Here is an 11,925-nt window from a genome sequence, read left to right on the forward strand (position 1 = left end):
TCAACCTGCCGCATTGCACGAGGTTGCTCGCTTTGGCATAAAAAACCAACTGGCTTGCCGTGGGCGTGGCGGCCAGCAATCGGGACGTCATGAAGAACGGACTTTACTCAATTCACGTCACCCTGCTGGACGGTCGCGTCGGCAAGGGCAGCGGCGTCATTCTCTTCCGCGACGGCCAGATACTGGGCGGCGACGCCTATCTTTACTACACCGGCAGCTACTCGGTGAAGGGCGATGCCTTCAAGGGCGAAATCCTTGTGCAACGCCACACGACGCCGCGCGACACCGACAAACCCGCTGTTCGGCGGGCCCGCGCCCGTCGGCATCGGCGTCTCCGGCACCTTCACCGACACCCGCGGCACCATGAGCGGGACCGCGCTGGTCGGCAAGGCGAGCCTGATCTTCGGCGCCACGCTGCACAAGCTCGCGGATATCAATTAGCGGTTTGAAACTCGCTGCTAGATCCGTCACCCCCGCGCAAGGGCTTCGCCTTTGCGCGGGGATGACGGATCGAGAGCAAACGCGTGGTTGGCCACTACGCTTCGCGCTACTCCGCGGCCTGCTCCAGCGGCGCGACGCGCGGCAGGATCATCTGGATGCGTGTGCCGTTGCCCGGCGCGGAATCCAGCGAGAGCCGGCCGCCGAGCCGCGTGGTGACGATGCTGTAGACGATGTGCAGGCCGAGCCCGGTGCCGCCCTGATCGCGCCGCGTCGTGAAGAACGGATCGAAGGCGCGGCGGCGCACGTCGAGGCTCATGCCGCAGCCATTGTCGGCGAAGATCACCTCGACATTGTCGCCGCCGGCGGCATGGACCTGGATCTCGACCTCGCCGGCCTTGCCGTCCGGGAACGCATGCGCGACCGCGTTGAGAAACAGATTGGTCAGCACCTGGCCATACGGTCCCGGATAGGAATTCATGATCAGGTTCGGCTCGCAATCGACATTGAGCGTCAGATTGTGCTTGCGCAGGCCGGGCCTCAGACTCATCACCACCTGCTCGGTGAGATCGCCGAGGTCGAAGGTGCGCTGGTCCGAATAGTTGCGGTCGGCGGCGACCTGCTTGAACGACTGGATCAGCTCCGCGGCGCGGTTGAGATTGGCGACGAGTTGCGAGGAGGCATCGCGCGCCGTGTTCAGGAAATCGTTGAGGCTGGAGCGGCGCAAGTCGCCGCGCTCGACCTGGGTGGCGAAATTCGCGGTCTTGCGCTCCAGCGCGGACGCCACCGTCAGGCTGATGCCGACGGGATTGTTGACCTCATGGGCGACGCCGGCCACCAGGCGGCCGAGCGCGGCGAGCTTTTCGGCCTCGATCAGCGAATTCTGGGTTTCCCGCAGATTGCGCAACGCGGCCTCCGCGGAATCCCTCGCCTTGCGCATCTCCTGCTCGGAGCGCTTGCGCTCGCCAATGTCGAGCGCGACCGTGACGATGTTCTCGATCTCGCCTTGCGCGTCGAGGATCGGCAGCTTGTTGACCAGCCATTGCCGCATGTTGCCGGCGACGTCCTTGTACTCCTCTTCATAGAAGCCGAGCTCGCGCCGCGCCGACAGGACGCGCTTGTCGTTCTCATCGGTCTTCGCCGCGCCATAGCGCGACATCAGCTCGCCGGTGGTCTGGCCGATCGCGTCCTGCGGCTCGATGCCGAAGATTCCCGCCATGTAGCGGTTCATCAGCACGTAGCGCAGGTCGCGGTCCTTGACGTTGATGACGGCGGGCACGGTGTCGATGACCATCTGCAACAGCCGACGGCCTTCGGCGATCGCGTCTTCGGCGCGCTTCTGGTCGGTGATGTCGCGCACCGTGCCCTCGTAGCGGATCACTTCGCCCTCGTCGTTGCGGACGACGGTCGCCGAATCGGACAGCCATAGCACGGTGCCGTCGCTCGCGCGCACCTGGTACTCGTAGTCGCGCACCGTGCCGTCGCGCTGCATCAGCTGCTGGTACTGCTCGCGCGCCGCCGGATCCACGTAGACGGTGGTGGCGATGTCGTCGATGCCCTTGATCAGGTCCTGCGGCGCGGCATAGCCCATCATCCGCGCCAGCGCCGGATTGGCGTTGAGCAGCGCGCCGCCCGGCGTCGTGACGTAGATGCCCTCGACCGACGCCTCGAACAGCTTGTGGTAGCTCTCCTCGGCAAGCCGCTGCTCGGCGAGCGCGCGCAGCGCAGCCTCGCGCGCGCTGTCGGCGTCGACCAGGGTCTGGCGGAACACTTCGGCGGCGCGTGCGATGTCGCCGATCTCGTTGTCGAGGTCGGCGCCGGGAATGAACGCGCTCTTCTCGCCGCCGGCGACCTTGCGGATCGAGCCCGCGATCCTGGCCAGCGGGCGGACGGTGCGGCGAACCACCAGCACCGACGCGAACAGGCCGATCAGCACGCCCGCCGTGCCGAGCACGATGCTCTGCCATTTTGCTTCAGCCAGCGTCCGGGCAAAATCGCGCGACAGCACATGGCCGCGGCGCGAGCTGAGCTCGCGCAGCAGCTCGGTGACCTTCTGGATCAGCCGGCCTTCGGCGCCGAGCACCTCCTTGTCGATGTCGGCGATCTGGCCCTCACGCACCGAGACCGCGATGATCGCCTCGGCATAATTGTCGACGGCGCCGCGCAGCGCGGGATCGGAGATGGTCATCGCCCGCATGCTCTGCGCGGCCTGCTCGGCGGCGGACGTGTTGTGCGCCAGCAACGCGGTGGCAATCCGGCTCTGGGATTGCGACAGCGCATTGGCCAACGCCGCATCGTTGCTCGCGGCGACCGCCTTGTCGAAGGCGTCGCGCAGCGGCGGCAGCCCGGCGACCAGCTCGGCGCGGCGGCTGAGCAGCGCCGAGATGCGCTCGATACCGTTGCGATAGGTCGCCAGCCGCTGGGTGACGCCGTCGATCATGTCCTGCTGCTCGGGCGCCAGCTTGATGCGGGTCTTTTTCAGGATCTCGCTCAGCGACTGGGCCGCCTCCGCGACCTGGACCGACTGGCTGCCCGGCTCGGTGACGAAATCGCGCGCCGCCAGCCGCAGCTCGTTCATGCGGCGGTCGATATCCTCGGCGATGTCGCCGACGCTCTGCAGCCGCTGCAGCTCGGCGAAGGTCGTATCGATGTGACGGATCGCGATCACGCTGGCGGTGGATGTGATGATGATCACAGCCAGGACCAGCAGGAAGCTGCCGAACGTGAGCTGGCCAATGGAGAGGGAGAACGCACGCGGCGCTTGCGAATTCGGCGGCAATTCAGCGGTCATGTCATCAAGGGCCGGGGTCCAATGCGCCCTAATATACGGGAAATTACGGGCTTTGGGGAAACATGCTGCACGGCCCAACCCGCCGGAGGTGTGACCGGCGTCACCCCGGGCGGGTGCCGGTGGCCGATTCCGGCACAGGGCGGCGGGGCTCAGTCCGGCGGGATGCCGGCCTCCTTGACCACCCTGGCCCAGAGCGCAACGTCCGCCTTGATGATATCGGCGAACTGCCTCAGCGGCGCGCTACGGGCGTCGCAACCGGCGACATCTAGCTTCTTCCGCACCTCAGCGGAGGCCAGCGCCGTCTCCAGCGCGGCGCTGATGCGTTCGACCACCGGCTGCGGCGTGCCTGCCGGCACCACGAAGCCGAACCATGGCGTCACCTGCGCTTCGGCAAAGCCTTGCTCGGCCATGGTCGGCACGTCGGGGAAATACTTCGAGCGGCCGTCGCTGATCGCCCCGATGATCCGGATGCTGCCGGACTGCACCTGGGCCAGCGCCTGGTTGGCCGACAGGAAGCTCGAGGTGATCAGGCCGCTCGCGATATCGGGCACCATCTGCGGATAGCCGCGATAGCCGATCGCGGTGACGTCGATGCCGGCGAGCCGCTTGAACAGCTCGAAGCCGAGATGGCCGGTCGAGCCCTTGCCGGGATGGCTGTAGTTCAGCGTCCCCGGCTTGGCCTTGGCCAGCGCGACATAGTCGGCGACGGTCTTCACCGGCAGCGAGGTCGGCACGATGAAGAAGTTCGGGGCGAGACAGATCTGCCCGACCGGCACGAAATCCTTCACGGGATCCCAGCGCAGCTGCGTGTTCAGCGCCGGGCTTGCGGTAAAGAAGGTCGTCACCAACAGCCATGTGTAACCATCGGGAGCGGCGCGTGCGACCTCCTCGGCCGCGATCGAGCCATTGGCGCCGGATTTGGCCTCGACGACGATCGTCCCCTTCCACTGCTCCTGCATGTCCTGCGCCATGATGCGCGCGAACACGTCGGCGACGCTGCCCGGCGCGTAGGGAATGACGATGCGGATCGGCCGGCTCGGGAAGTCCTGTGCGCGCACCGTGCCGGCCATCGCCAGCAACGCCATGCACGCACCGGCAATGAGGCTGACCCGCCGCAACATCGTCCGTTTCCCGCCCAGTGATCTCGTTGCGGGCAGCATGCAGGCATTGGCCGGCGGCAGCAAGGCGCCGGTTTCAGCGGGCGAAACTTCAGGCTGTAGCGATCTTACGCGCAGGAATCGTCATCGCGGCGATGACGTCAGGCTGTGGCGATCCTTCGTGCAGGAATCGTCATCGCGGCGACGCCGATCACGACGCAGGCGAGGCCGATCCACGCCGTCGGGCTCAGCCGTTCGCCCAGCACCATGACGCTGAGCGCCACCCCGATCGGCACCCGCAAGTAAGCTTGCGCGGTGGTGCCGACCGAGCCGAGGGTCTGGATCAGGCGGAAGTAGATCACGAACGCGATCGCGGTCGAGAACACGGCAAGCGCCAGCAATGCGGTGAGCGATGTCGTCGACGGCGAAAGCGTCCAGGGCCGCTCGACGACAAGGCTGAGCGGAACGAGGATCGCGGCGCCCGCGAGCAGCGAACCCGCCGCCGGCGCCATCGGATCGAGCTCCTTGAAGCCGCGGCTGAAGATCGCGGCACAGGCGTAGCAGATGGTGGCGGCGACGATCGCGACCTCGGCCACGATCCCCTGCCCGAGATCGCGGAACGCATCGACGCCGACGATCAGGCAGATGCCGGCCATGCCTGATATCACCCCGAACAGCTTGCGCGGGCTCGCCCCCTCATGGCGGGTGATCGCGGCGGTGAACAGGAAGGTGAAGATCGGCGAGGCCGAATTGAGGATGGTGGCGAGCCCGGCATCGACGAAGCGCTCGCCCCAGGCGATCAGCGTCCACGGGATCACGCTGTTGAGGCAGGCCTGAAAGATGAAGCGGCGCCAGGTCGCGCGATCGGCCGGCATCGATACGCCGCGCATCCGCATGATGACGAGCAGCAGCAGCCCCGCGATCGTGGTGCGCGCCGCGATCAGCGTGATCGGCGGGATGGTCGCGACGCCAAGCTTGATGAAGGTATAGGAGCCGCCCCACAGGGTGGCGAGCGCGAGCAGCAAGGCGAGCTCGAAGGCCATGCTCGGCTGTCGTGGGGCGGTGGTCATTGGCGGGATTCCGTCTCGATGGTTGAGACGGAAGCTACATCGCTGCGAGGTGATGATATTTCGATATAAGCCGAAATGTGGAGAAGCGACTCTCCTTCCCCCGTCGTCCCGGCGAAGGCCGGGACCCATTACCACAGGGTTGTGTTGTTGGAAAAAGCTGCAGCCTCGGCGTCGCGCAGCAATGCAGTTCGGTGGTTATGGGTCCCGGCCTTCGCCGGGACGACATAGCGCTGCCTGTGAGTCACGCACTCGCCGTCTCTCAGGACGACGGACCTACCCCAGCGTCCCGACGTCGAACACCTCGCCATCGTACCCCGCTTCCTTGGGGATGCGGAGCTGGCGGCCGGTGGCGGTCTTGGTCATCATGGGCATTACGGCGACAATCGACTTGCCCTTGCTGTCGGCGAGCGCGGCGCTGACGTTCGGCTGCTTGCCGAGCCTGATCAAATTGCGCGTGGTCGGGAACGGCAGCTTGAAGCGGCCGCTCTCGCCGCCCTCCAGCGCCTCGCGCGTCGACACCCAGATCGAGTCGGTCGATTCCTTGCCGTCATGGGCGCCGAGCTGCTCGGGCGGCGCGGCGGCCAGGAAGAACCAGGTGTCGAAGCGCTTCGGCATGCCCTCCGGCGTGATCCAGTGCGCATACGGCACGAGTTCATCGAGCGCGAGCACCATGCCGTTGTCGGTCAGCACCTTGAGGAAGCTGATCTTGCCTTCGTTCAGCGCCGTGCGATGCGCGGTCGCGATCTCGTTCGCGCGCTTCGCATCGACCAGGTCTTTCGAGCCTACCGGCCGCGCCAGCAGGATGCCGCTCTCCTCGAAGGTCTCGCGGATCGCCGCGATGCGGAAGCCGAGCGCGTCGCCGTCGAGCCCTTCGCCGCCGGAATAGAGCGCGGGATCGGCGGCGATCTCCTTGTCGTTCTTGTCGACGCTGCCGCCCGGAAACACCAGCGCACCCGAGTTGAACTCGATCTGGTGATGGCGGACCATCATGAAGACTTCGATTTCGCCCGATGAGCTGCCGTCACGCAGCAGCAGCACGGTCGACGCAAGGCGCGGGGCAACGATCTCGGTCATGATTAGCCTGCTGCACTGGATTGCGGTTGCAGATTGGCGCGGCGGTCGACGCGCGCCACACGGGACAAGAGATAGTCGACCTCCGCCCTTGCCTGCGGCGTGATGACAGCTCCGGGCTTGCGCTGCGCGCTGGAGGAGATGATGCCGCGCTTCTGCAGCACGTATTTGCGCACGGTGAGACCGACGCCGGGCTGCTGCTCGTAGCGGATCAGCGGCAGATGCGCGTCGAACAGATCATGCGCCGCATCGCGTTTTCCCGCCTTGGACAGGTTGACGACGTCGATCAGCAGTTCGGGGAAGGCATAGCCGGTCATCGCACCATCGGCGCCGCGCTCCATCTCGAAATCGAGGAAAAGGCCGCCATTGCCGACCAGGATCGACAGCGGCCGCAGCGAGCCGTCCTTCTGGAAGTTGCGCAAGGTCGAAATCTTCTCCAGGCCCGGCCAGTCCTCGTGCTTGAGCATCACGCAGGACGGCGAATCCATCACGATCTTGCGGATCACGGCCGGCGTGAACACGACGGTCAGCGTCAGCGGATAGTCCTGCAGCACCCAGGGAATATCGTCGCCGATCGCTTCCTGCGCCTGCTTGAAATAGCCGATGATCTGGTCGTCGGTACGCAGATGCGGCGGCGGCGCGATCATGACGCCGGCGGCGCCCGCATCCATCGACTTCTTCGCCAGCGAGCGCATCGTGGCAAAGCCCGGCGCCGAGACACCGACGATGACCTGGAGCTTCTTGGCGCGCTTGACGAAGCGCAGCGCGACCTGCTCGGCCTCCGCGGCGTCGAGCTTCGGCGCCTCGCCCAGGATGCCGAGCACGGTGACGCCGTCGCAGCCGACATCGGTATAGAAATCGGTCAGCCGGTCGATCGATGCCTCGTCGATGCGGCCGTCGTCGTGGAACGGGGTCGGCGCGATCGCAAAGGTTCCGGCGGCCTGGGCGGTGAGTTTGGTCATGGGTGCCTCGTCTGTTTCCGCCCTCTATACAGCGTCATTTCCCGATGCGCCATTGCGCATCGGGAAGCCGTCCCCGCAGTCGCGGGTGCCAATCCTTACTTGAACCGCCGCGCCGACTTCTTGATCTCTTCCTCGGAGAAGAAGATCTCCTTGGCGTGGGTGACGATGTCCTCCGCCTTCCATCCCGTGAATGGCGGCGTCCAGCCCTCCATTTCCATCATCCGCATCTCGCGGACGCCGCGCGGGCCGGAGACGCCAAGCACCTTGCCGGTCTGGTCGCCCGAGAGATCGCTGACCATGTAGAGCACGGCCGGCGCGATGCCATCGGGCCCGAGCGCCGCACCCGGGTTCTCCTTGTAGCGCGGCAGGTCCGCGGTCATGCGGGTCAGCGCGCCCGGCGCCAGGGTCCAGATCCGGATGTTGTACTTGCGGCCCTCGATCGCCAGCACGTTGGAGAGGCCCCAGATGCCGCCCTTGGCGGCGCCGTAATTGGTCTGGCCGAAATTGCCGATCAGGCCCGAGGTCGAGGACGTGTTGACGATGACGCCGCCGCCATTGTCACGCATCCATTTGAACACCGGCTGGGTGCAGCAGAAGGTGCCCTTGAGGTGCACCTTCATCACCTTGTCCCAGTTCGCTTCCTTGGCCTTGTGGAAGGTCTCGTCGAGCAGGATGCCGGCATTGTTGACCAAGATGTCGGCGCGGCCGAAATGCTTGATGGCGTCGTCGAACACCGACTGGCCGCCGGCGAGCGTCGAGATGTCGGCGCCGTTGGCGACGGCGCGGCCGCCCTCGGCCTTGATCGCGTCGACCACCTTGTCGGCCATCGACTTGTCGGAGCCCGAGCCGTCGCGCGGGCCGCCGAGATCGTTGACCACCACGGCCGCGCCCTCGCGCGCAAACAGCTTCGCATAGGCTTCACCAAGCCCGCCGCCGGCGCCCGTGATCAGCGCAACCTTGCCGTCGAGTAATCCCATGGTTGTTTTCTCCGTTTTGTTCTTGATTGCCGTCATTCCGGGGCGCGCGCAGCGCGAACCCGGAACCCAGAAGTTGTGGCGCGAGATTCCGGGTTCGATGCTTCGCATCGCCCCGGAATGACGGAAAACTACGCCAGCACCGTCTTGCCGCTCTTGATCACGGTGACGCCGCGCGACTTCACCTTGGCCTCGAACGACACCACATTGCCGTCCTTCCACAGCTCCATGGTCACGGTCTCACCGGGGAACACCGGCGAGGAGAACCGCGCCACGTGCTGCTTGAAGGCGGACGGATCGTAGTCGGCATAGGTCTGCAGCACGCCGCGGCAGGTGATGCCGTAGGTGCACATGCCGTGCAGGATCGGCCGCGGGAAGCCGGCCTTCTTGGCGAACTCCGGATCGGAATGCAGCGGGTTGCGGTCGCCGCACAACCGATAGACCAGCGCCTGGTCGGGCCGCGTCGTGATGTCGACGACCTTGTCCGGCGCGCGCTCCGGCACCTTGTGCGGCTCGGGCTGGCCGTCGGACGGGCCGCCGAAGCCGCCATCGCCGCGGGCGAAGCGCGAGGCGACCAGCGTCGCGAGCTTCTCGCCCTTTTCGTCCTTCAGCACGGTCTGGTGGCGGATCACCGCGCCCTTGTCCTTGCCCTTGTCGAACACGTCGAGCACGGTCGAGTCGGCCGTGATGTGCGCGGCGGTCGCGAACGGCTTGTGGAAGGTGATGTCGCGCTCGCCGTCGACCACCATGACGCGGTTGAGATTCATCTCGCCGGGACCGGCGCCCCAGGCCGCGACCGAGGCAAACGTCGGCACCACCTTGAGCGGGCGCGGCGTCAGCACGCCCTCATTGACGAAGGCGAGCTCGTTCTCGTCCATCGGATCGGCCCCCAAGCCGATGCCATAGGCATAGAGCATCACGTCGCGGTCGCTGTAGCTGTATTTCTGGCCGAGATTCTTCAGGGTCATCAGCTGTTCGTACACGATCGGCATTGTTGTCTTCTCCCCGAATGTATTCTTAACGGCACGGTGCCCATTGCTGCGCCCTCTCCCCTTGTGGGAGAGGGCAGCACCGGCAGTCGTCTCAAACTCGTTTCGGTGAGGGGTTCGCGCCACAGAGAGATTCTCTACGCGGAGAGAGACCCCTCACCCGCCTTCGCTTTCAGCGAAGGCACCCTCTCCCACAAGGGAGAGGGTAAAATCAGGCCGGCGTGAAGAACGGCAGCGGGGCGCCGTCGGTCGGCTTCCACACCACCTTCACCTTCTGGCCGATCTTCACCTTCTCCAGATCGCAATCGACGATGTTGGTCTGCAGCGACGGACCTTCCTTCAGCGTCACATAGGCGATCGCATAGGGACCGGTCGGCGATTTGCGCATCAGGCTGTAGGTGTAGACCGTGGCCTCGCCGCTCGACTCTTCCCACACCGTCTTGTCGGAGAAACAGAACGGGCAGATCGCGCGCGGGAAGTAGTGCGCCTCGCCGCAGGTGTTGCAGCGCTTGATCATGAACTTGCCCGCCTTCGCCGCTTCCCAGAACGGCGCGGTCTCCGGATTGGTCACCGGGGCATTGTACTTCTTCGCTTCAGACATCACGCACGCTCCAGAATGCAGGTTGAGGCGGCGTGGCGAACGCCGAGCAGACCGCCGGTGCCGTGGGCGATCGCGAGGTCGCAGTTCTTCACCTGCACCTTCGGATGCGCCTCGCCGCGCAACTGGCGCACAGCCTCGAGGATCTTCGTCATGCCGCCGCGATTGACGGGATGGTTGCTGCACAGGCCGCCGCCATCGGTGTTGAACGGCAGCTTGCCGACGCCCGAGATCAGATTGCCGTCGGCGACGAACTTGCCGCCCTCGCCCTTCTTGCAGAAGCCGAGATCCTCGAGCTGCATCAGCACCGTGATGGTGAAGCTGTCATAGATCGAGGCGTATTTGATGTCCTTCGGCGTCACGCCCGCTTCCTCGAAGGCGCGCGGACCGGACCACACGCCGGCGGAATAAGTCAGGTCGAGATCCTTGCCGCCACGCGGGCCCTTCATCGCCTCGCCATGGCCGATCAGGCGCACCAGCGGCTTCTTCAGGCTCTTGGCGATCTCGGGCGTCGTGACGATCATCGCGCCGCCGCCGTCGGTGACGACGCAGCAATCCATGCGATGCAGCGGATCGGAGATCATCGGCGAGTTCAGCACGTCCTCGACGGTGACGACCTCCTTCAGCATCGCATGCGGATTGTATTGCGCGTGATGCGAGGCGGCGACCTTGATCCAGGCGAGCTGTTCGGAGGTGGTGCCGTAGTCGTGCATATGGCGCATGGCACACATGCCATAGGCATTGTGCGTGGTAGCCCCGTAGGCGGATTCGAAATCGGCCTCGGCGCCCGACGCGCGCGGCGGCATCGGGCCGGTGCGCGGTTTGCCCGCCAGCGTGACCAGCGCGACCGAGCATTTGCCCGCGGCGATCGCCTCGGCGGCGTGGCCGAGATGGATCAGATAGGAACAGCCACCGGTCTCGGTGGAGTCGACATGACGCAGCTTCTTGGTGTTGAGGCCGAGATAATCGACCATCGGCCACAGCCCGCCCGGCGCGTCGCCGGCGCAGAAATAGCCGTCGATATCGTCCTTGGTGAGCCCGGCATCCTCGATCGCGCCCTTGGCGACCTCGGCGTGCAGCTGTGCTGTTGATTTATCGGGTGCGTGCCGGGTGGGATGTTCGTAGATCCCGGCAATGTAGGCCTTGCCCTTGATGGTCAAATCGCTCTCCGCTGGCGTTTCTTCGCTCGAGCGTTTTTCTGAACCGACGACGCGACCTTGGCAAGCGCGGAAATATTCCGTCAGGCGAGACTGCAGCATGTGCACAGTGCGCGCGCCAAAAACACAGTTGTCGTCCCGGCGAAGGCCGGGACCCATAACCACAGGATTGTGTGGTGAGAGTGCGCTGTGGCCCCATCGTCGCGCAACAGCGAACGACGGTGGTTATGGGTCCCGGCCTTCGCCGGGACGACACCGAATTTGTGGCACGCTATCGATCGCGCAGCCCGGACCGATTGCCAGCGGTCAAGTCCGGCTGCGCCGACCTAAACTCGTCCGATGACCCCGGCGCCCACGGAAACTCTCCGCCTCGATCCGGGAATATGATCTGGTGGCATTCAAAGTTGTCGTTTCCGTAAAACCATCTGCTCCACCCGAGATGGGATCGATAATGCTCGACAGCGACCGGGAGCAGCACCGCGGAGGCATTCTCGAATATCTCTTCCGTTAGCTCGCCAACGGGAAACCGTCGTCCAGCCTCGAGTTCGCGATAGATGTGCCAGAATGTATCCTGGGCGTTCTCCATCGACATTGAGAACAGGATCAATTCCGGAAGCTTGAATTTCAGCCAAAATCCGGTGGTGTACGAGAAGCCCGGGCCTACGTCGTCCGATGCGACATGCGTACCGAACCAACCATGTCGTCGGATCCGCTCGACGAAGTTCTGCTCGTGTTTGTCGAGCCGCTCCGGAGCAGCATCGAGCGCTGTGAACACCCC

At 65.3% G+C, this 11,925-nt stretch carries 11 protein-coding genes and 1 pseudogene; 2 read left to right on the forward strand and 10 right to left on the reverse strand.

Going from position 1 to position 11,925, the window contains the following annotated elements; genetic code table 11:
- The first annotated feature begins 89 nt into the window (after window positions 1–89).
- Window positions 90–441, forward strand: a pseudogene (locus ACVW1B_RS16680) (GrlR family regulatory protein).
- A 106-nt stretch (window positions 442–547) separates the two neighbouring features.
- Here the strand turns inward: ACVW1B_RS16680 and ACVW1B_RS16685 are convergent.
- From ACVW1B_RS16685 to ACVW1B_RS16710, 6 genes are all read right to left on the reverse strand, one after another.
- The gene (locus tag ACVW1B_RS16685; protein ID WP_057015976.1) at window positions 548–3,229 is read right to left on the reverse strand and encodes a PAS domain S-box protein; all 2,682 of its coding nucleotides are present in this window, start codon (window positions 3,227–3,229) and stop codon (window positions 548–550) included.
- Window positions 3,230–3,378: 149 nt separating this feature from the next.
- Window positions 3,379–4,350 carry a Bug family tripartite tricarboxylate transporter substrate binding protein gene (locus ACVW1B_RS16690; RefSeq protein ID WP_229158987.1) on the reverse strand — a complete coding sequence of 324 codons (972 nt, stop codon included), beginning with the start codon at window positions 4,348–4,350 and terminating at the stop codon, window positions 3,379–3,381.
- Between the two features lie 137 nt (window positions 4,351–4,487).
- Window positions 4,488–5,396, reverse strand: coding sequence for a DMT family transporter (locus ACVW1B_RS16695; RefSeq protein WP_229158986.1), 909 nt, complete (start codon window positions 5,394–5,396; stop codon window positions 4,488–4,490).
- Window positions 5,397–5,669: 273 nt separating this feature from the next.
- Window positions 5,670–6,470 (reverse strand): NUDIX hydrolase, encoded by an 801-nt coding sequence (locus tag ACVW1B_RS16700; RefSeq protein ID WP_253608245.1) that lies wholly within the window; start codon window positions 6,468–6,470, stop codon window positions 5,670–5,672.
- Between the two features lie 2 nt (window positions 6,471–6,472).
- Window positions 6,473–7,429 carry a dihydrodipicolinate synthase family protein gene (locus ACVW1B_RS16705; RefSeq protein WP_018272087.1) on the reverse strand — a complete coding sequence of 319 codons (957 nt, stop codon included), beginning with the start codon at window positions 7,427–7,429 and terminating at the stop codon, window positions 6,473–6,475.
- Between the two features lie 95 nt (window positions 7,430–7,524).
- Complete coding sequence (locus ACVW1B_RS16710; RefSeq protein ID WP_076831307.1) at window positions 7,525–8,406, reverse strand: SDR family oxidoreductase; 882 nt, start codon at window positions 8,404–8,406, stop codon at window positions 7,525–7,527.
- On the opposite strand from ACVW1B_RS16710, the gene ACVW1B_RS16715 reads away from it, so the two are divergent.
- Complete coding sequence (locus ACVW1B_RS16715) at window positions 8,405–8,527, forward strand: hypothetical protein (protein WP_256558704.1); 123 nt, start codon at window positions 8,405–8,407, stop codon at window positions 8,525–8,527. The two genes, ACVW1B_RS16710 and ACVW1B_RS16715, sit on opposite strands and share 2 nt — an antisense overlap.
- Window positions 8,528–8,534: 7 nt before the next feature.
- Here the strand turns inward: ACVW1B_RS16715 and ACVW1B_RS16720 are convergent, their stop codons facing one another.
- The 4 genes from ACVW1B_RS16720 to ACVW1B_RS16735 all read right to left on the reverse strand — a co-directional run bounded on the left by ACVW1B_RS16720 (window position 8,535) and on the right by ACVW1B_RS16735 (window position 11,922).
- A complete protein-coding gene (locus ACVW1B_RS16720) occupies window positions 8,535–9,395 on the reverse strand; it encodes a MaoC family dehydratase (RefSeq protein ID WP_229158984.1) in 861 nt (286 codons plus the stop codon).
- A gap of 208 nt (window positions 9,396–9,603) precedes the next feature.
- Window positions 9,604–9,993, reverse strand: a complete 390-nt coding sequence (locus ACVW1B_RS16725) for a Zn-ribbon domain-containing OB-fold protein (protein ID WP_076831312.1) — start codon at window positions 9,991–9,993, stop codon at window positions 9,604–9,606.
- Window positions 9,993–11,150: a thiolase domain-containing protein gene (locus ACVW1B_RS16730; protein WP_225646197.1), complete on the reverse strand. Its 1,158-nt coding sequence runs from the start codon at window positions 11,148–11,150 to the stop codon at window positions 9,993–9,995. Before ACVW1B_RS16730 ends, ACVW1B_RS16725 begins: the two co-directional genes overlap by 1 nt.
- A gap of 268 nt (window positions 11,151–11,418) precedes the next feature.
- On the reverse strand, window positions 11,419–11,922 hold the full coding sequence (locus tag ACVW1B_RS16735; protein WP_253608244.1) for a DUF4262 domain-containing protein: 504 nt from the start codon (window positions 11,920–11,922) through the stop codon (window positions 11,419–11,421).
- Window positions 11,923–11,925 lie beyond the last annotated feature (3 nt).

Source organism: Bradyrhizobium sp. USDA 4502 (assembly GCF_054063355.1).